At 72.5% G+C, this 21,287-nt stretch carries 19 protein-coding genes; 11 read left to right on the forward strand and 8 right to left on the reverse strand.

All coding sequences use genetic code 11. From position 1 onward, the window contains the following. The first annotated feature begins 76 nt into the window (after window positions 1-76). The 5 genes from N7925_RS25410 (at window position 77) to N7925_RS25430 (ending at window position 7,340) form a co-directional block, all read left to right on the forward strand. Window positions 77-349 carry a hypothetical protein gene (locus N7925_RS25410; protein ID WP_265601748.1) on the forward strand — a complete coding sequence of 91 codons (273 nt, stop codon included), beginning with the start codon at window positions 77-79 and terminating at the stop codon, window positions 347-349. A gap of 122 nt (window positions 350-471) precedes the next feature. After that, window positions 472-1,620 (forward strand): tRNA dihydrouridine synthase DusB, encoded by a 1,149-nt coding sequence (gene dusB, locus N7925_RS25415; protein WP_274345264.1) that lies wholly within the window; start codon window positions 472-474, stop codon window positions 1,618-1,620. A 711-nt stretch (window positions 1,621-2,331) separates the two neighbouring features. Next, window positions 2,332-5,043, forward strand: a complete 2,712-nt coding sequence (gene ppdK / locus N7925_RS25420; protein ID WP_265601750.1) for a pyruvate, phosphate dikinase — start codon at window positions 2,332-2,334, stop codon at window positions 5,041-5,043. Between the two features lie 680 nt (window positions 5,044-5,723). Then, the gene (locus N7925_RS25425; RefSeq protein ID WP_265601751.1) at window positions 5,724-6,767 is read left to right on the forward strand and encodes an ArsR/SmtB family transcription factor; all 1,044 of its coding nucleotides are present in this window, start codon (window positions 5,724-5,726) and stop codon (window positions 6,765-6,767) included. Window positions 6,768-6,926: 159 nt separating this feature from the next. Beyond that, the gene (locus tag N7925_RS25430) at window positions 6,927-7,340 is read left to right on the forward strand and encodes a VOC family protein (protein ID WP_265601752.1); all 414 of its coding nucleotides are present in this window, start codon (window positions 6,927-6,929) and stop codon (window positions 7,338-7,340) included. A gap of 57 nt (window positions 7,341-7,397) precedes the next feature. On the opposite strand, the gene N7925_RS25435 is transcribed toward N7925_RS25430, so the two are convergent. The 3 genes from N7925_RS25435 to nirB all read right to left on the reverse strand — a co-directional run bounded on the left by N7925_RS25435 (window position 7,398) and on the right by nirB (window position 11,723). After that, window positions 7,398-8,564, reverse strand: coding sequence for an alkaline phosphatase PhoX (locus N7925_RS25435; RefSeq protein WP_274345265.1), 1,167 nt, complete (start codon window positions 8,562-8,564; stop codon window positions 7,398-7,400). 187 nt (window positions 8,565-8,751) lie between these two features. Continuing rightward, a complete protein-coding gene (gene nirD / locus N7925_RS25440; RefSeq protein WP_265601754.1) occupies window positions 8,752-9,111 on the reverse strand; it encodes a nitrite reductase small subunit NirD in 360 nt (119 codons plus the stop codon). Continuing rightward, complete coding sequence (gene nirB, locus N7925_RS25445; RefSeq protein WP_274345266.1) at window positions 9,111-11,723, reverse strand: nitrite reductase large subunit NirB; 2,613 nt, start codon at window positions 11,721-11,723, stop codon at window positions 9,111-9,113. Before nirB ends, nirD begins: the two co-directional genes overlap by 1 nt. 174 nt (window positions 11,724-11,897) lie before the next feature. On the opposite strand from nirB, the gene N7925_RS25450 reads away from it, so the two are divergent. Then, the gene (locus N7925_RS25450) at window positions 11,898-12,689 is read left to right on the forward strand and encodes a TSUP family transporter (protein WP_274345267.1); all 792 of its coding nucleotides are present in this window, start codon (window positions 11,898-11,900) and stop codon (window positions 12,687-12,689) included. A gap of 19 nt (window positions 12,690-12,708) precedes the next feature. On the opposite strand, the gene N7925_RS25455 is transcribed toward N7925_RS25450, so the two are convergent. From N7925_RS25455 to N7925_RS25470, 4 genes are all read right to left on the reverse strand, one after another. After that, window positions 12,709-13,341, reverse strand: a complete 633-nt coding sequence (locus N7925_RS25455; protein ID WP_265601756.1) for a class F sortase — start codon at window positions 13,339-13,341, stop codon at window positions 12,709-12,711. An 82-nt stretch (window positions 13,342-13,423) separates the two neighbouring features. After that, window positions 13,424-13,969: a hypothetical protein gene (locus N7925_RS25460; RefSeq protein WP_265601757.1), complete on the reverse strand. Its 546-nt coding sequence runs from the start codon at window positions 13,967-13,969 to the stop codon at window positions 13,424-13,426. A gap of 433 nt (window positions 13,970-14,402) precedes the next feature. Next, window positions 14,403-14,864 carry a DUF5990 family protein gene (locus N7925_RS25465; RefSeq protein WP_274345268.1) on the reverse strand — a complete coding sequence of 154 codons (462 nt, stop codon included), beginning with the start codon at window positions 14,862-14,864 and terminating at the stop codon, window positions 14,403-14,405. A gap of 123 nt (window positions 14,865-14,987) precedes the next feature. Continuing rightward, on the reverse strand, window positions 14,988-15,800 hold the full coding sequence (locus N7925_RS25470) for an aminotransferase class IV family protein (protein WP_274345269.1): 813 nt from the start codon (window positions 15,798-15,800) through the stop codon (window positions 14,988-14,990). Window positions 15,801-15,896: 96 nt separating this feature from the next. Between N7925_RS25470 and N7925_RS25475 the strand changes: the two genes are divergently transcribed. The 3 genes from N7925_RS25475 to N7925_RS25485 all read left to right on the forward strand — a co-directional run bounded on the left by N7925_RS25475 (window position 15,897) and on the right by N7925_RS25485 (window position 17,538). After that, complete coding sequence (locus N7925_RS25475; protein WP_274345270.1) at window positions 15,897-16,589, forward strand: NADPH-dependent FMN reductase; 693 nt, start codon at window positions 15,897-15,899, stop codon at window positions 16,587-16,589. Between the two features lie 71 nt (window positions 16,590-16,660). Beyond that, a complete protein-coding gene (cutA, locus tag N7925_RS25480) occupies window positions 16,661-17,002 on the forward strand; it encodes a divalent-cation tolerance protein CutA (RefSeq protein WP_265601761.1) in 342 nt (113 codons plus the stop codon). 8 nt (window positions 17,003-17,010) lie between these two features. Continuing rightward, window positions 17,011-17,538 carry a gamma-glutamylcyclotransferase family protein gene (locus N7925_RS25485; protein ID WP_274345271.1) on the forward strand — a complete coding sequence of 176 codons (528 nt, stop codon included), beginning with the start codon at window positions 17,011-17,013 and terminating at the stop codon, window positions 17,536-17,538. A gap of 160 nt (window positions 17,539-17,698) precedes the next feature. Here the strand turns inward: N7925_RS25485 and N7925_RS25490 are convergent, their stop codons facing one another. Next, on the reverse strand, window positions 17,699-18,418 hold the full coding sequence (locus tag N7925_RS25490) for a SanA/YdcF family protein (RefSeq protein WP_274346555.1): 720 nt from the start codon (window positions 18,416-18,418) through the stop codon (window positions 17,699-17,701). A gap of 503 nt (window positions 18,419-18,921) precedes the next feature. On the opposite strand from N7925_RS25490, the gene N7925_RS25495 reads away from it, so the two are divergent. Together N7925_RS25495 and N7925_RS25500 are read left to right on the forward strand one after the other, a co-directional pair. Continuing rightward, window positions 18,922-19,863, forward strand: a complete 942-nt coding sequence (locus tag N7925_RS25495; RefSeq protein ID WP_274345272.1) for a sirohydrochlorin chelatase — start codon at window positions 18,922-18,924, stop codon at window positions 19,861-19,863. Window positions 19,864-19,916: 53 nt separating this feature from the next. Next, on the forward strand, window positions 19,917-21,269 hold the full coding sequence (locus tag N7925_RS25500) for a deoxyguanosinetriphosphate triphosphohydrolase (protein ID WP_274345273.1): 1,353 nt from the start codon (window positions 19,917-19,919) through the stop codon (window positions 21,267-21,269). The last annotated feature ends 18 nt before the right edge of the window (window positions 21,270-21,287 follow it).

Consider the following 21,287-nt stretch of genomic DNA (forward strand, 5'->3'; position numbering starts at 1 on the left):
ACTTCGGGGCACTCGAACGGCATGCCGGTCCGCTTCGAGACCGGATTCCGGCGCGACCGTCCCGAAGGAGCGACAGATGGCTACGCAGTACAGCAACCAGCCGACCGGGCAGGGGCATCACGGTGCGCCGCGTGGCGGTGCCGAAGGCAACGTCTTCAGCATCATCGCGATAATCCTGGGCGTGATCGGGCTGATCTTCCTGCCGATCGTCTTCGCCCTGGGCGGACTGATCATGGCCATCATCGCCAAGGTCGTCCGGCACGAGCGGCTGGCCACGGTCGCCATCGTGGTCAGTGCCGTCGGCCTGGTCGGCGGAATGGTCCTCGGCCTCATATTCGCCAGTATGTGAGTGAGCCGGACGCTACCGACGAGCCCGAGGCGGGCCCCGCCTCGGGCTCCTGGTGTGCCCGGCGCCCGACGGACTCACCCCGCCGAGGCGGTCACCTCCTCGGCGTACGCGACAATGGAGCCATGACCACGCTCGCCCCCGCCCTCCCGCAGCTCCGCATCGGCCCGCACACCGTGCGGCCGCCGGTCGTACTGGCCCCGATGGCCGGCATCACCAACGCCCCGTTCCGGACCCTGTGCCGGGAGTTCTCCGGCGGCAAGGGGCTGTTCGTCAGCGAGATGATCACCACGCGGGCGCTGGTCGAGCGCAACGAGAAGACCATGCAGCTCATCCACTTCGACGCGACCGAGACCCCGCGCTCGATCCAGCTGTACGGAGTGGACCCGGTCACCGTCGGCAAGGCGGTCCGGATGATCGTCGACGAGGATCTGGCCGACCACATCGACCTGAACTTCGGCTGCCCGGTCCCCAAGGTCACCCGCAAGGGCGGCGGCTCCGCGCTCCCGTACAAGCGGCCTCTGCTGCGGGCCATCCTCAGGGAAGCCGTGTCGGGCGCCGGGGACCTGCCCGTCACCATCAAGATGCGCAAGGGCATCGACGACGACCACCTCACCTTCCTCGACGCCGGCCGCATCGCCGTCGAGGAGGGCGTCACCGCCGTCGCCCTGCACGGGCGCACCACCGCCCAGCACTACGGCGGCACCGCCGACTGGGACGCCATCGCCCGGCTCAAGGAGCACATCCCGGAGATCCCCGTCCTCGGCAACGGGGACATCTGGTGCGCCGACGACGCCCTGCGCATGATGCGGGAGACCGGCTGCGACGGCGTCGTCGTCGGACGCGGCTGCCTCGGCCGGCCCTGGCTCTTCGCCGACCTGGTGAACGCCATGGAGGGGCGTCCGGAACGGCACGCGCCCGCCCTGCGCGAGGTCGCGGATGCCATGGTGCGCCACGCGACGCTGCTGGGGGAGTGGATCGGCGACGAGACCCGGGGCGTGATCGACTTCCGTAAGCACGTGGCCTGGTATCTCAAGGGCTTCGCGGTCGGATCCGAGATGCGCAGGAAGCTGGCGGTCACCTCCTCGCTGGAGGAGCTGAGCAGCCAGCTGCACGAGCTGGACCTCGACCAGCCCTGGCCGGACGGCGCCGACGGGCCGCGCGGCCGCACCTCGGGCAACAACCGGGTCGTCCTGCCGGACGGCTGGCTGAAGGACCCGTACGACTGCGCGGGCATCAGCGCCGACGCGGAGCTGGACACCTCCGGCGGCTGATCCCGTACGGAGAAGGCGGCCTCCCTCGTTCCGTACGGGGGAGGCCTTTCGCGTTCCGTAAGCGGCGGAGCCTCTCGCGCTTGCCGCCATGCCGCCATGCCGCCATGCCGCCATGCCGCCATGCCGCCATGCCGCCATGCCGCCATGCCGCCATGCCGCCATGCCGCCATGCCGCCATGTCGCGTACCGCCATGTCCCGTACCGCACGGCGTGGGCTCGGGGCCGTTCCGTGCCGGTGAGGCCCCCGCCGCCGACGGTTCCCGCGCGGGTGCCGACCTTCGCCCGTAGCCTGGAAGGGGACGCCCTCCGAGGTCCCCAGGGACTGCCCGAGGCGTCCGGATCCTGAAATCGGGGGTCCGAAACGGGCGTGATTCGCGCCACCCTTGATCAGGGTTGCGCTCAGATGAGCGATTTCAGCATGGGTGCACTTCTGGAAGACGTGGCACTCAGTGCCACCCTGGTGGATTCGAAAGGTGAACTCATCTGGTGAGTCACCCGCTCAGGAGAGCGGCTACGGTCAAGTTTCGGCCATGTCGCATTCAGGAGGTGAAGGCGGAGCGTCAGGTGCTTCGGTCGGGCGAACCTTTCGATCTGCGGGCGGACGGGTGGTTGCGGCCGTATGACGACCAAGTGGACGTACCCATCCACCTTCGATCTGGGTATGTTCCTCGCCGTCAGGGCAGCCACCGCGTCCTCGAGGAGTCGAGACCCGTGTCGGAAAACAAAGATCCCCAGAAGTTCGTCTACGACTTCACCGAGGGCAACAAGGATCTGAAGGACCTTCTGGGCGGCAAGGGTGCGAACCTCGCCGAGATGACCAACCTCGGGTTGCCCGTCCCTCCGGGCTTCACGATCACCACCGAGGCCTGCAAGGTCTACCTGGACAGCGGAGACGCGCCGACCGCGCTGCGCGACGAGGTGAGTGCGCACCTCAACGCGCTGGAGGAGCGCATGGACAAGCGGCTCGGCCAGGCCGACGACCCGCTGCTGGTCTCCGTCCGCTCCGGCGCCAAGTTCTCCATGCCGGGCATGATGGACACGGTCCTGAACATCGGCCTCTCCGACGACTCCGTGGCCGGTCTCGCCACCCAGTCCGGCGACGAGCGCTTCGCCTGGGACTCCTACCGCCGGCTCATCCAGATGTTCGGCAAGACCGTCCTCGGGGTCGACGGCGACCTCTTCGAGGAGGCGCTGGAGGCGGCGAAGGACGCGAAGAAGGTCACGGTCGACACCGACCTCGCCGCGGCCGACCTCAAGAAGCTCGTCAAGCAGTTCAAGAAGATCGTCGAGTCCGAGGCCGGGCGCGCGTTCCCGCAGGACGCCCGGGAGCAGATGGACCTGGCCATAAACGCGGTCTTCGACTCGTGGAACACCGACCGGGCCAAGCTCTACCGCCGGCAGGAGCGCATCCCGGGCGACCTCGGCACGGCCGTCAACGTCTGCTCGATGGTCTTCGGCAACCTGGGCCCCGACTCCGGTACCGGCGTCGCCTTCACCCGTGACCCGGCCAGCGGCCACCAGGGCGTCTACGGCGACTACCTCCAGAACGCGCAGGGCGAGGACGTCGTCGCCGGCATCCGCAACACGGTGCCGCTCGCCGACCTGGAGTCGATCGACAAGAAGTCGTACGACCAGCTCATGCAGATCATGGAGACCCTGGAGAACCACTACAAGGATCTCTGCGACATCGAGTTCACCATCGAGCGCGGCCAGCTCTGGATGCTCCAGACCCGGGTCGGCAAGCGCACCGCCGGCGCCGCCTTCCGGATCGCCACCCAGCTCGTGGACCAGGGCCTGATCGACGAGGCCGAGGCCCTCCAGCGGGTCAACGGCGCCCAGCTCGCCCAGCTGATGTTCCCGCGCTTCGACGACGAGGCGAAGACCGAGCTGCTCGGCCGGGGCATCGCCGCGTCCCCGGGCGCCGCGGTCGGCAAGGCCGTCTTCGACTCGTACACCGCGATCAAGTGGTCCCGCTCCGGCGAGAAGGTCATCCTGATCCGCCGCGAGACCAACCCCGACGACCTCGAAGGCATGATCGCCGCCGAGGGCATCCTGACCTCGCGCGGCGGCAAGACCTCGCACGCGGCGGTCGTGGCGCGCGGCATGGGCAAGACCTGTGTCTGCGGCGCCGAGGACCTGGAGGTCGACACCAAGCGACGCCGGATGACGGTCGGCGGCCGGGTCATCGAGGAGGGCGACCTCGTCTCCATCGACGGCTCCACCGGCAAGGTCTACCTGGGCGAGGTACCCGTCGTGCCGTCCCCGGTCGTCGAGTACTTCGAGGGCCGGATGCACGCCGGGGCCGACGACGCCGACGAACTGGTCGCCGCCGTGCACCGGATCATGGCGTACGCGGACCGGGTACGCCGGCTGCGCGTGCGGGCCAACGCCGACAACGCCGAGGACGCCCTGCGGGCCCGCCGCTTCGGCGCCCAGGGCATCGGCCTGTGCCGCACCGAGCACATGTTCCTCGGCGAGCGCCGCGAGATGGTCGAGAAGCTGATCCTCGCGGATACCGACGACGAGCGCGAGAGTGCGCTGGCGGCTCTTCTCCCGCTCCAGAAGGCCGACTTCATCGAGCTGTTCGAGTCGATGGACGGGCTGCCCGTCACCGTCCGCCTCCTCGACCCGCCGCTGCACGAGTTCCTTCCCGACATCACCGAGCTGTCGGTCCGCGTCGCGCTCGCCGAGTCCCGCAAGGACGCCAATGAGAACGACCTGCGCCTGCTCCAGGCGGTGCACAAGCTGCACGAGCAGAACCCGATGCTGGGGCTGCGCGGGGTGCGCCTGGGCCTGGTCATCCCCGGTCTGTTCGCGATGCAGGTGCGGGCCATCGCCGAGGCCGCCGCCCAGCGCAAGAACGCCAAGGGCGACCCGCGCCCCGAGATCATGATCCCGCTCGTCGGCACGGTCCAGGAGCTGGAGATCGTCCGCGAGGAGGCCGACCGGGTCATCGCCGAGGTCCAGGCGGCCACCGGCACCGACCTCAAGCTGACCATCGGCACCATGATCGAACTGCCGCGCGCCGCGCTGACGGCGGGCCAGATCGCCGAGGCCGCGCAGTTCTTCTCCTTCGGCACGAACGACCTGACCCAGACGGTGTGGGGCTTCTCCCGCGACGACGTGGAGGCCTCGTTCTTCACCGCGTACCTGGAGAAGGGCATCTTCGGGGTCTCCCCGTTCGAGACGATCGACAAGGACGGCGTCGGCGCGCTGGTCCGCAGCGCCGTCGAGGCCGGCCGGGCCACCCGCCCGGACCTCAAGCTCGGCGTCTGCGGCGAGCACGGCGGCGACCCCGAGTCCGTGCACTTCTTCCACGAGGTGGGCCTGGACTACGTGTCCTGCTCGCCGTTCCGGATCCCGGTCGCCCGCCTAGAGGCCGGCCGGGCCGCAGCCGAGTCCCGGGGCAGTGACAGCCGCTGATCCGGACTCACCGGGTCGGGGCCGCAGGGACGGCCCGGACCCACCGGTCGGGGCTGCACGAACAGCCTCCGACCTCATGGGCAGGGCTGCACGAACAGCCCTGCCCACCGACCACGGCCTCGAAGGCCCCGCCCAGAAGCGGCGGCACCCTGTGCGGGGGTGCCGCCGCTTCGCCGTGCGCCGACGGGAGGGGGCCGGCGGACCGGAAGTGACCGGCTGACGGGGAGTGACCGGCTGACCGGAAGGGTCCGGCGGTACGGAAGTGGCGTGTGCGGAAATGACCGGCGATACGGGGAAGTCGTCAGAAGCGCGCACCGAATGCCGCGCGAAGAATGTGGCGCAGAGCACATTGCTTCGTTTAATGCGCAAAGAAATTCGGGTGACGGGCCGGGGGACCGGGGTGCGGTCCATGGATCCCCACCCATGGACCGCACCCGGCTTACCCCCGTCGGGTACGGAGCCGCACCGTCGCCCACCGCCGCCGAACACACAAAGCCCCCCACGGCCTTCACGTGCTCATCCGGTGGGCACCGGATGCGTACCCGACGCCGTACAGCTTTTCGGCTGGAGCGGAACGGGGCGAGACCTTTCACTTCTGGCCGAAACCCCGTGGTGACCTCCTGTGACGGTCCGCATACCCTTTGGTGGGGGCAATTGCGGATGCAACAGGTGGGGGAGTAGTGCTGCGTATCCATGTGTCCAGGCTGGACCTTTCGCGGGTGCGGATGGCCACGAGGCCGGACGCGCTGTGGGAAACCATTCTCAGTTTTCACCGGATCAGGGACCGGCGTGCTTCGACGGTGTTCGGAAAATGGCGTTCGGAATCCCGGGCGCGGTTGAATGGTGAAGCACAGCTGCTGGCGGCGGTCGTCCCGCCCCGCGGCTATTTCCCCGATTTCCTGACGCCCTCCCAGGAGGGCGCCGAGCCTTTCGGGCTCGACGTCGGAATGGAGGCGCTGCGCGACACTCCCGCCGACCGCGTCCACGCGGAGCTGGAGCTGCTGGCCGCCGGGCGGATACGGCAGCGGGCCGGCCTGTCCGCCGGCCCGCGTCAACAGGACCCCGGAGCGGGCAGAGCGAGCGCGGCGCTGCCCGCCGCGCTCATGGAGGGCCGTGCCGAGCCGCTCGCCCGGCTCATCGGGGCGCTCCGCAGCTACCACCACGCGGCCGTGGAGCCCTACTGGCCGCACATCCGGGCCAGCGTCGAGGCGGACCGGGCCGTCCGCGGCCGGGCCCTGCTGGACGGCGGGGCGGACGGGCTCCTGGCCGCGCTGCCGCCGATGATCCGGTGGCGTCCGCCCGTGCTGGAGGCGGACTACCCGTTCGACCGCGACCTGCACCTGGACGGTCGCGGGCTGCTGCTCCAGCCGTCCTTCTTCTGCCGGGGCGCCCCCGTGGTCTACCGCGACCCGTCGCTCCCGCCGGTGCTCGTCTACCCGGTGGCCAACCCCGGAGCCCCGGTCTTCGCCGAGCCGGGACCCTGGCTCGGCCGGCTCGTCGGCCACACCCGCTCGGCCGTCCTCTCCTCCATCGGCAACGGCTGCACCACCAGCGAGCTCGCCCGCCGGGCCGGAGTGTCGCTGGCCTCCGCGAGCCAGCACGCCTCCGTGCTGCGCGAGGCGGGTCTGGTCCTGACGCTGCGCCACGGCAGCTCGGTCCTGCACACGCTGACCCCGCTCGGCGGCTCCCTCCTGCGCGGCGGCGCCCCGCTCGCCCTGCCCTAGGCGGCCGCTGTCCGGGGCCGTTGTCGGGGGGCGTTGTCAGTGGGCCGTGCAAATCTTCTGCCGTACGCCGATGAGTTCTGCGCGGCCCCGCCGTCCAACCATCGAAGGCGCCGGACGGACCACCGCGGGCGCCACGGGACAGAGGAAGAGGAAACGACCATGGCTCAGATGATCTTCGTGAACCTGCCGGTGAAGGACCTGGAGACCACCAAGGGCTTCTTCGAGAAGCTCGGCTACGGCTTCAACCCGGCGTTCAGCGACGACAAGACGGCCTGTCTGGTCATCAGCGACACCATTTTCGCCATGCTGATGACCGAACCGCGCTTCAAGGACTTCACCAAGAAGGATGTCGCCGACGCCTCGAAGACCACCGAGGTCATCCTGGCCCTGAGCTGCGACAGCCGCGAGGAGGTCGACCGGCTGGCGGACGTCGCCCTGGCCTCCGGCGGCTCCCCGGCGGGCGAGACGCAGGACCTCGGCTTCATGTACGGCCGCTCCTTCCAGGACCCCGACCACCACATCTGGGAGGTCATCTGGATGGACCCGGCCGCCGCCGCCGGGGGCCAGGGCTGAGCCGCGGGACGTGCGCCGGGCCGGCGGACGGGCGCCGGCGCACGCGGGGCTTCCGCGTCAGCTGCGGAAGGGCCCCTTCACCTCGTAGGTGATGCCCCCGGAGGAGCTACCGCTCGTCCCGCGCTGCGAGGAGAAGTAGAGCCGGCTGCCGTCCGGCGAGAACGCGGGCCCGGTGATCTCCGAGCCGGACTGGCCGGTGATCCGCAGGAACGGGGCCACCGTGTCGTCCGGCGTGATCAGGCAGATCTCCATGTTCCCGCCGTCCTCCGCGACGTAGAGGTCCCCGGACCCGGACCGCATGACGTTGTCCACGCCGGTCAGCGGGGCCGAGCCGCCCGACACCAGTGAGTCGTCGTAGGCGAGCGAGATCGACGAGGTGTTCGCGTCGTACGCCCACACCCGGTTGTCGCCCTTGGTGGTGAACCAGCAGGTGCCCGCCGCGTAGAAGCAGCCCTCACCGCCGTTGAACACCTTCGCCCCGGACACCTGGTGCCGGGTCTGGGTGGAGGAGCCGGCCGGATCCGGCACGTTCGCCCACGTCACCGGCCCCGAGGTTGCCGTGCCCGCGACCAGCACCTGGAGCGTGCCGCTCGACAGGTTCCCCCAGATGGTGGGCCGGAAGCGGTAGAAGCGGCCGTCGCTCTCGTCCTCGGTGAGGTAGACGTACCCGTGGTCGGGGTCGGCGGCGGCGGCCTCGTGCTTGAAGCGGCCCATCGCCGGACGCCGCACCGCCGCGTTGACGCCCCAGGGGTCGGTCTCGTACACATACCCGCGAGTGACCTCCTCGCAGGACAGCCAGGTCTTCCACGGGGTGGCGCCGCCCGCGCAGTTGTTGTTCGTACTGCCCAGGATGCGGTACGCGGACGTCACCGTCCCCGAGGAGTCGAACCTCACCGCGCTCGCCCCGCCCCCGCTGCTCGGGGACACCTCGGCGTTGGAGACGTAGATCCAGCCCGAGCCGTCGGCGTACGTCGCCCCGCCGTCGGGCGCGCTGTGCCAGCGGTAGGAGGTGCCGGGCACGGTCTGCCCGGAGCGGGCGACGATGCGGCTGGTGAAGCCGCTGGGCAGTTGGATGCCGTTGCCGTTGGCGGCCTGGAGCGCGCCGTACGGGCCGGGGGCCGGCTGGGCCGGGTCGGCGAAGGCGGCGCCCCGCCACAGCGTGCCGCCGAAGGCGGCCGCCGAGCTGCCGATCACCGCGGTGCGCAAGAAGGTCCGACGTTCCACGATCACTCCACGCATGAGAGTGGGCCCGCCGCCCCGGACGGACCGGCGGGTCGCGCGTCAGGACTGTAGGAGACGTGCGTTGACGGAGCGTCAAGCGCGGGTGAACGGGCGACGGAGGAGTTGCACAGGCCGCGTCCCGCAGCCGGTCGGTCACTCCCGCGACCTGGCCGCCCCCGAGGCCGGGCGGTCAGTCCGCCCGTACGGGGAAGACCGGCACCGCCGCCACGTCGTCGTCCAGGCACGCGCCCGTCGCCAGGTCGAAGCGCTGCTTCAGCAGCGGCGAGGCCACGAACGGCCGCCCGCCCGCCGAGCCGAGCAGGCCGCGCGAGAGGACGTACGCCCCGGTGAACGGGTCCCGGTTGCCGATCGCGTACACCCGGCCGGCCCGGTCCATGAAGACGGCCGCCTGGTCCCCGTCCGGCAGCAGCACCGCCACTCCCCGCCCGGGGATCAGCAGGGCCCGGTCGCAGACCGTCAGCCAGTCCTTCCCGTGGGCGAGCCGGACGCAGCCGGTGTCCTGCGCTGTCGTGATCGTCGCGGTGGTCATCAGGAGGCGGTCCCTTCGAGGGTGCGGACGGCGAGCACGGGCCCCGCGAGCAGCTCCAGATCCGGCTTGATCTGGTCCCGCTCCGGAACGAACCTCACCGAGGGGTCGGGGGCGTCGGGGGCGTTGACGAAGGTGACGAAACGCCGCAGCCGCTCCGGGTCGTTGATGGTCTCGGCCCACTCGTCGCGGTAGCCGGCGACATGGTCGGCCATCATCCGCTCCAGCTCCTCGCAGAGCCCCAGCGAGTCGTGGACGACCACGTCCCGGACGTGCTCCAGGCCGCCGTCGATCCGCTCCAGCCAGGCCGAGGTGCGCTCCAGGCGGTCGGCGGTACGGATGTAGAACATGAGGAACCGGTCGATCAGCCGCACCAGTTCGGCGTCGGAGAGGTCCTGGGCCAGCAGGTCCGCGTGGCGCGGGGTGGCCCCGCCGTTGCCGCCGACGTAGAGATTCCACCCCTGGGCGGTGGCGATGATCCCGAAGTCCTTGCCCCGGGCCTCCGCGCACTCGCGGGCACACCCGGAGACCGCCGACTTCAGCTTGTGCGGGGAGCGCAGGCCCCGGTAGCGCAGCTCCAGGTCGATCGCCATCCTCACGGAGTCCTGCACGCCGTAGCGGCACCAGGTCTGCCCGACACAGGACTTCACCGTGCGCAGCGACTTCCCGTACGCGTGCCCGGACTCGAAGCCCGCGTCCACCAGGCGGGTCCAGATCAGCGGCAGCTGGTCGACCCGGGCGCCGAAGAGGTCGATGCGCTGGCCGCCGGTGATCTTCGTGTAGAGGCCGAAGTCGCGGGCCACCTCGCCGATGACGATGAGCTTCTCCGGGGTGATCTCACCGCCGGGGATGCGCGGCACGATCGAATACGACCCGTTGCGCTGGAGGTTGGCCAGAAAGTGGTCGTTGGTGTCCTGGAGCGCCGCCTGCTCGCCGTCCAGCACATAGCCGCTCGCGCCCACGGTCGGCGCGAGCGAGGCGATGACCGAGCCGACGGTCGGCTTGCAGACCTCGCAGCCGTCCCCGCCCCGCGCCTCCTCGCGGCCGTGCGAGTCGAGCAGGGAGGCGAAGGAGGTGACCTCCAGGGTGCGGACGATCTCGTACAGCTCGCTGCGGCTGTACGGGAAGCAGCCGCACAGCCCCGCGTCCGCCGGAGGCGGCATCAGCTGCCCGATCACCTTGAGACAACTGCCGCATCCCGTACCGGCCTTGGTGCACTTCTTCACCTCGGGCAGCGTGGTGTGCCCGCAGATCGCGCCCTTGGTCACGTTGTGGCAGGAGCAGATCACCGCCTCGTCCGGCAGTGCGGAGGGGCCGAGCGCCACCGGGCCGCCCGCCCCGGCCGGCAGCACCAGCTGCTCCGGGGCGACCGGCAGCACCGTGCCCGTCATCGGCCGCAGCGTGCCGTACTGGTCCGCGTCCCCGACCAGCACCCCGCCCAGCAGCGTCCCGTCCCGCCCGATCACCAGCTTCTTGTAGACCCCCGACCGGGCGTCGGAGTACACGACGTCGAGCGCACCGTCGGCCGCCCCGTGCGCGTCGCCGAACGAGGCCACGTCCACGCCGAGCAGCTTCAGCTTCGTCGACAGGTCCGCCCCCGTGAACGCGGACCGGCCGCCCGCGATCACCTCGGCCGCCGCCTGCGCCATCTCGTAGCCCGGCGCCACCAGCCCGTACACCCGGCCGTCGGCGGCCAGCGCGCACTCGCCGATCGCGAACACCGCCGGGTCCGACGTCCGGCACTCCTCGTCCACGACGATCCCGCCGCGTTCCCCGACGGCCAGACCGCACTCCCGGGCCAACTGGTCCCGGGGCCGCACGCCCGCCGAGAAGACCACCAGATCGACGTCGAGCGAGGAGCCGTCGGAGAGGGCCATTCCGGTCACCGCGCCGTCCGCGCCCGCCAGCACCTCCTGCGTACCCACCCCCGTGTGCACCGCGAGGCCCATGTCCAGAATCGTGCGCAGGAGCGCCGCGCCCCCGCCCTCGTCCACCTGGACCGGCATCAGCCGAGGCGCGAACTCCACCACATGGGTGGACAGCCCGAGCCCCTTCAGCGCCCCGGCCGCCTCCAGACCGAGCAGCCCGCCGCCGACCACCGCACCGGTGGCCGCGCCCTTCGCGTACTCCTCGATCGCGAGCAGGTCCTCGATCGTCCGGTACACGAAGCAGCCCCGGGCGTCCTTCCCCGGCACCGGCGGCACGAAGGGGTACGAGCCCGTCGCCAGCACCAGCGTGTCGTACGGGAACACCGCCCCGGACCGCGCGGTCACCGTCCGCCCCGCCCGGTCGACGCCCGTCGCCGGGTCGCCGACGTACAGCTCGATGCCGTGCCGGTCCATGAAGTCCGCCTCCACCAGGGAGAGGTCCTCGGGGCTCCGCCCGTCGAAGTACGAGGTGAGCCGCACCCGGTCGTAGGCGGGGCGGGGCTCCTCGCAGAGCACGACGACCCGGGCGGCGCCGGCCGCCGGGGTCAGCCCGCGGTCGGCGAGGGCCTCCAGGAACCGCTGGCCGACCATGCCGTGCCCGACGACCACGATCGTCGGAACGGTGGTGTGCGCCTGGGCGTTCGGGGTGCTGTGCGCCAGGGCGTGCGGGGTGGTGGGCTCCGGCATCTCAGTGGCCTCCGTCGGTTGTCCTCATGCCCCGAGCGTGGGCGGGAGGTGTTACCCGGCCGCATCCCGCCTGTTTCCCGGGCGGAACCTTGCGCTCAGCGACGGCGCCGGGGCCCTGTGAGGGGTAGGGGGACCGGGAGGAGGGAGGGGACGACAGGCGTCTAATGTCGGGTCGTGCCTGACATAACCCTGACCACACTGGTGCTCCTCTGCCTCGCCGCGGCCGCCGCGGGGTGGATCGACGCGGTGGTGGGCGGCGGCGGACTGCTGCTCCTGCCCGCGCTGCTGCTCGGCCTGCCCAACGTCCCGGCGGCCCAGGTGCTCGGCACCAACAAGGCCGTCGCGATCGTGGGCACCTCGGGCGCGGCTGTCACCTTCCTGCGCAAAGCCCCGGTAAGGGTGGGGCTGGCGGTGCGGGTCGGGCTGATGGCGCTCGCCGGGTCGATGACCGGGGCGTTCTTCGCCGCCGGGATCAGCAGCGAGGTGCTCCGCCCGGTGATCATGGTCGTGCTGCTGGGGGTCGCGGCCTTCGTGCTGCTGCGCCCTTCCTTCGGCACTGCGGCGGCGGGCGACGGCACCGACCGGCCGGTCGCCCGGGCCCGGGTCGTCACGGCGATCGTGCTGGTCGGCGGCGGTATCGGCTTCTACGACGGGCTGTTCGGGCCGGGCACCGGCACCTTCCTGGTGCTGGCCCTGAGCGCCGTGCTCCACCTGGACCTGGTGACCGCGTCGGCCACCGCGAAGATCGTCAACGTGTGCACCAACGCGGGGGCGCTGGCGATGTTCGCGTACCAGGGCACCGTGCTGTGGCAGCTCGCGGCCGTGATGGCGGTCTTCAACCTGGCGGGCGGGATGATCGGGGCCCGGATGGCGCTGAGCCGGGGCAGCGGCTTCGTCCGCGTGGTGCTGCTGACCGTGGTGTTCTCGCTGGTCGCCAAGTTGGGCTTCGACCAGTGGAACGCGTGACGGCCGCAGGACCTCGTACTCAGCGCACCTCGGTGAGGTGCGCGTACGCCACCACATTGCCCTGGTAGCCGGTCTCCTTCGAGAAGCCGCCGCCGCAGGTGATCAGCCGGAGCGACGCGTGCGGCGAGTCGCCGTAGACGCGCTGGTCGGGGAAGTCGTCGTTGTCGTAGACCTCGATGGCGTCGATCGAGAAGACGGCCGTGCGCCCGTCCTTGCGGACCACCTCGACCCCGGTCCCCTTGGTCAGGGCCCCCAGGGCGTAGAAGACGGACGGGCCGTCCGCGTTGTCCACGTGCCCCGCGACGATCGCGGTGCCCCGCGCGCCGGGCGGGACGCCGCCCTCGTACCAGCCCGCGAGGTTGCGGTCCTCGTCCGGCGGTACGTCGAGGCTGCCGTCGGCGGCCAGCCCCAGCCGCGTCATCGGCGCGTCCACCTCGATGCTCGGGATGCGGATGCGGACCGGCTCGGAGGGGTTCATCGGTTCGGCGACCGGGGAGCCGGGCTGGAGCTGGGGCCCGGCGGCGAAGGCCTGGGCGCTGGAGGGCTGAGGCGGGATCAGCTGGCCGCCGGGGCCGTTCTGGACGAGCCAGATGCCGCACAGCACGGCGATGCCCACCAGCCAGCCCTTGGCCTTCTGCGCGCTCGGTGACACGGCGTCGTCCTCGGTCGGTGGTCCGGGGCGGACGGGGCGCGCTCGGGGACGCGCCCCGTCCGGTCAGGGGGGAAGCGGCGGTTCAGCTTCCTTCGGCGCCCTCGGTGCGGCGGCGCAGCAGCCACAGTCCGCCGACGGCGGCCAGGCCGATCACGCCGACGCCGAGGGCGACCTGCGTGGAGTTCGGTTCGACGCTGCCGCCGACCCCGGTCCGCACATGGCCGGACGGGCGGTCGTGGATGGGCTTCTCGTGCTTGCCGCCGCCGATCACTTCCAGATCACCGACCGCGTCCTTGCCGTTGTCGCAGGAGACGATGATCTCGTAGGTGCCCGGCCGGGTGTCGTGCGGCACGGTGAACTTGCCGACCACGACCTCCTTGTGGGTGCCGGGGCGCATCTCGAAGTCCCCGGCGTCCAGGGAGTTCGCATCGCCGATGCCCGAGCCCTTCTTCCCGCAGGCGGTGGTGTTCACGGTGACGGTGGCACCGGGTGCCGCGGTCGACGGGGTGATCTCCAGACGGCCGAAGTCGCCCGCGTACGCGGACGGAGCGGCGGCGGTGAGACCGAACGCGATGACGGTGAACGCGGCACCGACGGTGCCGGTCACAAGGCGGGCAGGACTGCGCATGGGGGATCCTCCGGGCAGACGGCGCGAGCGGGTGTGTCCTGTCCCCGAGCCAACGGGCGCCGGGCCCGCCACGCCTTCTGACGCGAGGTCAGCTTTCACCCGTACGGACCGGCGCGGCACCCTTGCCGGAGTGGATCACCGCAGGTCGCGGCGGTGCGGCTGGGCCGTTCGGTCCGTGCTGCCGGTCCGGGTGCCGATCGGGTGAGGCGCGCAGGTGAATGTGACGTAGCTCACATGTATGGCCTGGTCGGCCCCGGGCACACGCATGACACCCCCCACGGGACGGATCCCCCGCCCCCACGGCACCCGCCCCCTCCGGTCCATCCCCCCCTTGGACCGGAGGGGGCGGTGTCGGATCCGCATCCGGGCGCTCCCGCTTCCGGCCCGGTGCCCGGTACTGGCCGCTCCCGGTGCCCGGGCCGCTTCCGACCCCTCAGGCCCCGCCCGTGGCGCTCCAGACGATCTGGGGCGGGCGCACCCGGGCGCACAGCGGCTGCCCCTTGGCGTCGGTCAGTCCGAGCCGCCCGGTGAGGTGCCCGGAGCGCGCGGCGGCTTCGAGGACGTCCGGGTCGATGTCGTCGAACATCAGCTTGGCGCGCCGGAACATGGTGAAGACCCCGGCGTCGTCCACCGTGCCCCACGACAGATAGACGAACCGCCCGCCCAGCCGGTTCTGGACGTACGGCCCCGACACCTCGATCCCGTCCGCCGTCGCGGTGGCCGTGCAGTCGAGCACCCACGAGGCGGAGGGGGCGTCCCCGGGGTGCGGGTCGAGCAATTCGTCCGGCCGGTCCTTGCGCTGGACGCCGACGTGGATGTTCGCGTACCCGGGGAAGTCGCTGTCCGGTCCGCAGTCGCGGCCGGGGAGGGGCGATGCCTCGATATGGATCTGCATGCACCCATGGTCCGGCACGGCCGGGGCGGGCGACCCCGCCCTCCCGCGCGGGGACGCCCTCCCGCGCGGGAGCCTTCTCGACCTCTCGCGCGGCGCGTCGCCCCGTCCTCCCGCGCGGGTGTCTCACACGACGTCCTCCGGAGTGCCGTCGTACACCGCGCCCAACTCCCTCATCAGCTCCTCGTCGACCGCGAACGCGGTGTCGTCGATCCGCCGCACCGGTGCGATGCCCTGCGAGTTGCAGACGAAGGCGGCCGGATAGCGGCCCACTCCGCCCGGGCCCTCCAGCGTCACCGGGCGGCGCGCCGACGGCCGTCCGGCCCGCTCGAGTCCCTGCTCCAGCAGAGTCATCGTGATGCCTGTGAGGGCCGGGGCGTCGGGCCACACCACCGCACTCCCGTCCCAGAAGCCGATGTTGGTGATCGCCCCCTCGGTCACCACTCCACCCGGCGTGGTCAGCAGCGCTTCGTCGAACCCCGCCCGCCCCGCCAGGATCCCGTAGTACGTCTGCCCGAACTCGCCCGGCCGCTTGATGTGCGGGGCCGTGCGCGCGTACGGCACCGACATCAGGCTCCGGGCCCCGCCCGGCCGTGCGGCGGGCTCCCGGACCGTCACCATCAGGGTCGTGTGCGTCGCGCCGGGCGGCAGATAGCCGTTCACCCGCACCGAGGCGTCCCGCAGCCCCGCCCCGTCCAGGGCGTGCCGGATCAGCTCCCGCACCCGGTCGCCGTCCACCGGCAGGTCGAACAGCTCCCGGTTCGCGGCGTCCAGCCGGGCGAGATGCAGTCCGAGGCCCCGCACCCTGCCGTTCCGCACCTGCATGGCGGTGAAGTGGCCGTAGCCGTACAGCGCGGGGATCCGCAGGTCCTCCTCGGCGGCCGGGCGGCCGTCGAACTCGATGTGGGGCAGAGGCGTGTCCGGCCGGTGCGTCGTCATGCGGCCACCGTAGGCGGGCCGTCCGGACCCGGATCGGCCAGGCTCCGGACGGGCGCGCTTGACCTCAACCATGGTTGAGGGAGAAAGCTCGACGCCATGGACATCGCAGCCGTATCCACGTCATCCACCTCACCCACGTCATCCACGTCATCCACCTCACCCACGTCATCCACGTCATCCACGTCGCCCACCGGGCCCGCCGCCGCCGTGCCCGCCCCCCTCAAGGTGGCCGTCATCCTCGGCAGCAACCGCGACGGCCGCTTCGGACCCGTCGTCGCCGACTGGTTCCTGGCCCGCGCCGCGAGCCACCCCGGCATCGAGACCGACCTGGTCGACGTCGCCGAGGCCGACCTCCCCACCGCGATCACCTTCCGCCCCGGGCCCGAGGAGGCGGCGCGGCTCGGCGCGGTCTCCGCCCGGCTCGCGGCGGCCGACGCCTTCGTCGTCCTCACCCCCGAGTACAACCACTCGTTCCCCGCACCGCTGAAAACGCTCATCGACTGGCACAGTGCGGAATGGCAGGCCAAACCCGTCGCCTTCGTCAGCTACGGCGGCATCTCCGGCGGGCTGCGGGCCGTCGAACAGCTCCGGCAGGTCTTCGCCGAACTGCACACCGTCACCGTCCGCGACACCGTGTCCTTCCACAACGCCGGCGCCCTCTTCGACGACCGAGGACGCCATCTGGACCCGGAGCCCGCCGACGCGGCGGCCAAGACCCTGCTGGACCAGCTGGTGTGGTGGGGTACCGCCCTGCGCGACGCCCGGAATCTCCGTCCGTACGGCGCCTGACCCGCTGTGGGCCGACAATCGCATCGAAGGCCCACGGGCAAAGAGCCCGCCGTACTCCGAGGAGACCGACGATGACAGCGCCGCCGGCATGGCTGACCGTACTGACCACGACCGACAGCGAGGACAAGGCCGACGCCCTGGCCCGGTCGGCGGTGGAGGCCAGGCTGGCGGCCTGCGCGCAGATCTCCGCCCCCGTCACCTCCGTCTACCGGTGGCAGAACGCCATCGAGACGACCGAGGAGTGGCAGGTGCTCTTCAAGACGACGGCGGAACGCTACGACGAACTGGAGGAACACCTCCAGCGGGAGCACGACTACGAGACGCCGGAGATCATCGCCCTGCCGGTGATCCGGGGCAGTGCCGGCTACCTCGGCTGGGTGACGGCGGAGACGGCGCCCCCGGCAGCCCTGTGACGGCGGCCATGACCACGACCGCCCCCGGCGGCCCCGTCGCCGCCGAACTGCCCTTCTTCGTATACGGGACGCTGCTGCCGGGCGAACCCAACCACGACCTGTTCCTCCGGGGCCGTACGGCGGGGGAGCGGCCGGCCGTGCTGCCCCGGGCCCTCCTCTACGAAGGCCCCGGCTACCCGTACGCGATCGAGGGCCACGGCCGCGTCCACGGCACCCTGCTCGTCGCCGCGCCCGGGGTGTACGGGGAACTGCTCGGGCTGCTGGACCACCTGGAGGAGTTCCTCGGCCCCGGCCACCCGCGCAACCTGTACGAACGCGTCGTCCGCGAGGTCGAGCTGCCGGCGCGGGCGGCGGAGGCCGGGGAGCTCGGGGAGCTCGGGGAGCTCGGGGAGCTCGGGGAGCCCGGGGCGTCCGGGGGATCCGTGCAGGCCTGGGTCTACCTAGCCGCGACCGCCGTCACCCGCTCGCTGCGGACCGGCGGCGTCCTCATCCCCGAGGGACGGTGGACCACCGGACGCGCGGGGGGCGGCTCCTAGGTGTCACGCCCTGGGGGGCGCGGCCGGCGGGCTCCGTCCAAGCCCGTCCGGCGATTGAGGACGGAACCCTGGCGGTGGGGAGCGGCGACCTCTTCTGCGGCGGGGAGTGGTGGTGCCGGGTTCGTCCCGAGCGAGGGTTCCCTGCTTCGGGCGGGCCCGTTCAGCGCGCCCCCGCGGCCAGCGCTTCCGCCACGCCCTGCTCCTCCGGCCCCAGGAAACGCGGGTCGGGCCGGAGCAGGGCGTCCAGCGCGGCCTTGCCCGAGGCCGCCAGCTCCCGGGCGCCGCCGTAGTACCAGGTGGCGTCCCGTGGCTCGTCGACCCCGACGCCGTACGCGTCGATCCCGGCCGACCGGCACAGGGTGACCGCCCGGTGGATGTGGAAGTCCTGGCTCACCAGCACCGCCCGGTCGACCCCGAAGATCTTCTTGGCCCGGACGCAGGAGTCCCAGGAATCGAACCCGGCGTAGTCGCTCACGATCCGCTCGTCCGGCACCCCGCGCCCGGTGAGATACGTACGCATCGCGTCCGGCTCGTCGTACTCCACGCGGCTGTTGTCCCCGGTGACCAGGACGACCTTCACCTTCCCCGTGCGGTACAGCTCGGCCGCCGCGTCCAGCCGGTGCGCGAGGTACGGGGTCGGGCGGCCCTTCCAGAGCCCGGCGCCGAACACCACGGCGACCTCCCGCGCCGGAGCCTCGGCCGTCGTGCCCACCCGGTCGCCGGCCTCCAGCCGCATCCAGGTCGCGGGCACCAGGGCCAGCACACAGGCGGCCACCAGCCCCTGCACCAGCCGCCGTTGCACCCGCCGGGTGCGGGGCAGCCGCAGAGCGAACCGCTCCGGCACCCGCAGAGCGAACCCCTTCGGCCCCCGCAGAGCCAACCGCTCCGGCACCCGCAGAGCGAACCCCTTCGGCCCCCGCAGAGCCAACCGCTCCGGCACCCGCACAGCGAACCCCTTCGGCCCCCGCAGAGCGAACCGCTTCCGCAGCCGCGAGGCGAACCCCTCCGGCACCAGCCGCCCGGCGGGCCGCGCCGACAACCGCCGGGCGGGCCGCGCCGACAGCCGGAGCCCCTGCGGCCACCGCCCGCGCCCCGTCCGTCTCTCGCCCGCCGCCCCGCTCCCGCCGTTCTTCTTTCCGCGCACCAGAACCCCCTGTCGTTCCTCTGCCCCTCGCGCCGTCCGCGCCACCTGCCCCCACCTCACCTGACGACCGGGATGCCGCAAAGGTTCGCCGGCCGCCCCGGTTTGTGGCGCCCGACACCGGCGGGGGAGAGGGCCGCGCCGGCGTACGCACACCGCCCCCACCCCCGCCGTGAGGTGGCGGAAAACGCCTGTGACCCTCGCGCAACGACCCGGCAACCTCCGCCCGGCACCATCGGTCCATGACGGAGCAGCTCCCCGAACAGCCCCACCGGTCGCCCCCGATGACCGACGGCACCGCCCACCACCTCCCCGCACGCGTCACCGACCGGCTCGGCGCCCAGCTCAGCCCCGTCCCCCGGAACGGAACCCGCAGCCCCACGCACCGCACCCGGCAGCCCGACCGCCCCGCGGAGGAGCGGCGCGGAGCCTCCGCCCCGTCCCTGGTCGCCGTGGCGCACGGCAGCCGCGACCCGGAGGCCCTGCGCACCGTGCTGGCCCTCCTGGACCGGGTGCGCGACCTGCGCCCCGGCCTCGACGTCCGGCTCGGCCACATCGAGCTGAACCGGCCCCTGCTCCGGGACACCCTGGACGGCCTGCGCAACGCCGACGCCGTCCTCGTACCGCTGCTTCTGGGGCGCGGCCACCACGTCAAGCACGACCTGCCCGCCGGGGCGGCCGCCGCCCCGGCCGTACGCACCCGGATCGCCGCGCCCCTGGGCCCCCACCCCCTGCTCGTCGAGGCGCTGTACGGGCGGCTCGTCGAGGCCGGCTGGGACCCCGCCGACGAGGGCGGCCGCCACGCCGCCGTGGTCCTCGCCGCCGCGGGATCCCGCGATCCCGACTCCGCCCGGGACACCCGGCACACCGCCCGCGCGCTCGCGATGCGCCTCGGCGTGCCCGTCGTCCCGGCGTACGCCTCCGCCGCCACCCCCACCGTCCCGGCCGCCCTGCGCGCCCTGGCCGCCCGGGGCCGCCACCGAACCTTCGTCGCCTCCTACTTCACCGCCCCCGGCCGCTTCGCGAGCGCCTGCGCCGACGCCGTACCGCACCGGGCGGCCGCCCCGCTCGGCGCCCACCCGGCGCTGGCCCGCCTCGTACTGCACCGCTACGACCAGGCACGGTCCGCCTCGGATGCCGCCCTCGCCCCGGCCGACGCGGTGAGCCTGCTCGCTTCCGCCTGACACCCGGGCCCGCTCACGCCACGTTGTCCGTCCCGGTCGCTACTGTCGGAACCATGGACGGCACACAGGGCGCACACGGGGCAGACCGGGCACACGGCACACAGAGCGCACCGAGCGGACGAGGGGCGAGCAGCCCCTACGGCTCCTCCGACACCGAGCGCTTCGACACCGAGGAGGACAAGCGCCCCGGCCGCACCGCCTTCCAGCGCGACCGCGCCCGGGTCCTGCACTCCGCCGCTCTGCGCCGGCTCGCCGGGAAGACCCAGGTCGTGACGCCCGGCACCCGCTCCCTCGTCTGGGACGCCAGCCCCCGCACCCGGCTCACCCACTCCCTGGAGTGCGCCCAGGTCGGCCGCGAGCTGGGCGCGGTCCTCGGCTGCGACCCCGACCTGGTGGAGACGGCCTGCCTCGCCCACGACCTGGGCCACCCGCCGTTCGGCCACAACGGCGAACAGGCGATCGACGACTTCGCCTCCGACTGCGGCGGCTTCGAGGGCAACGCCCAGTCCCTGCGCCTGCTGACCCGCCTGGAACCCAAGCGCTTCGTCCGCGACCCGCGCACCGGCGACCTGGTCAGCGTCGGCCTCAACCTCACCCGGGCCGCCCTGGACGCCGCCACCAAGTACCCCTGGCCGCGCGGCGCGCACCCCACCGACCCGCACTCCGCCAAGTTCGGGGTGTACGCCGACGACGTCCCGGTCTTCGCGTGGGCCCGTGAGGGCGCCCCCGAGGACCGCACCTGCTTCGAGGCCCAGGTCATGGACTGGTCCGACGACGTGGCGTACAGCGTCCACGACTTCGAGGACGGGCTGCACGCCGGCCACATCGACCCCAATTGCCTCTACGCCGAGCCGGAGCGGCAGGAGATCTGGGCGGTCGCCATCGGCCGCTACGTCCCCGTCGGCACCGACCCGCAGGAGCTGTCCGATGCCCTGGACCGGCTGATCGACCAGGACTGGTGGCCGCACGGCTACGACGGCTCCGCCGTGGCCCAGGCCCGCCTCAAGGACGCCACCAGCCAACTCATCGGCCGCTTCTGCACGGAGGCCGAGACCGCCACCCGCGCGGTGTACGGCCCCGGCCGCCTCGGCCGGTACGGCGCCGAGCTGGTCGTCCCGCGTGCGGTGCGCCACGAGTGCGCGGTGCTCAAGGCGGTCGCCGACCGTTACGTCATGCAGCGCGCCGAACAGGAGGCCATCCGCGCCGACCAGCGCGTCGTGATCGCCGAGCTGGCCGCTGCCCTCACCGCCCGGGCCCCCGAAGCCCTGGAACCGCACTTCCGCGCCCTGTTCGACCAGGCGCCCGACGACCACGCCCGCAAGCGGGTCCTCGTCGACCAGATCGCCGCCCTCACCGACGCCTCCGCACGATCCCTGCACGCCGCGCTCACCGCCCGTCGTGGGTGACCGGCAGACTGGAAGGGG

This window comes from Streptomyces sp. CA-278952 (assembly GCF_028747205.1).
Classification (GTDB): domain Bacteria; phylum Actinomycetota; class Actinomycetes; order Streptomycetales; family Streptomycetaceae; genus Streptomyces.

Excerpts from the sequence above, each read along its gene's own strand:
- N7925_RS25410 (WP_265601748.1), top strand. The coding sequence starts at position 77 with ATGGCTACGCAGTACAGCAACCAGCCGACCGGGCAGGGGCATCACGGT.
- dusB (WP_274345264.1), top strand. The coding sequence starts at position 472 with ATGACCACGCTCGCCCCCGCCCTCCCGCAGCTCCGCATCGGCCCGCAC.
- N7925_RS25430 (WP_265601752.1), top strand. The coding sequence starts at position 6,927 with ATGGCTCAGATGATCTTCGTGAACCTGCCGGTGAAGGACCTGGAGACC.
- nirD (WP_265601754.1), bottom strand. The coding sequence starts at position 9,111 with ATGACCACCGCGACGATCACGACAGCGCAGGACACCGGCTGCGTCCGG.
- nirB (WP_274345266.1), bottom strand. The coding sequence starts at position 11,723 with ATGCCGGAGCCCACCACCCCGCACGCCCTGGCGCACAGCACCCCGAAC.
- N7925_RS25460 (WP_265601757.1), bottom strand. The coding sequence starts at position 13,969 with ATGCGCAGTCCTGCCCGCCTTGTGACCGGCACCGTCGGTGCCGCGTTC.
- N7925_RS25465 (WP_274345268.1), bottom strand. The coding sequence starts at position 14,864 with ATGCAGATCCATATCGAGGCATCGCCCCTCCCCGGCCGCGACTGCGGA.
- N7925_RS25470 (WP_274345269.1), bottom strand. The coding sequence starts at position 15,800 with ATGACGACGCACCGGCCGGACACGCCTCTGCCCCACATCGAGTTCGAC.
- N7925_RS25475 (WP_274345270.1), top strand. The coding sequence starts at position 15,897 with ATGGACATCGCAGCCGTATCCACGTCATCCACCTCACCCACGTCATCC.
- cutA (WP_265601761.1), top strand. The coding sequence starts at position 16,661 with ATGACAGCGCCGCCGGCATGGCTGACCGTACTGACCACGACCGACAGC.
- N7925_RS25485 (WP_274345271.1), top strand. The coding sequence starts at position 17,011 with ATGACCACGACCGCCCCCGGCGGCCCCGTCGCCGCCGAACTGCCCTTC.
- N7925_RS25495 (WP_274345272.1), top strand. The coding sequence starts at position 18,922 with ATGACGGAGCAGCTCCCCGAACAGCCCCACCGGTCGCCCCCGATGACC.
- N7925_RS25500 (WP_274345273.1), top strand. The coding sequence starts at position 19,917 with ATGGACGGCACACAGGGCGCACACGGGGCAGACCGGGCACACGGCACA.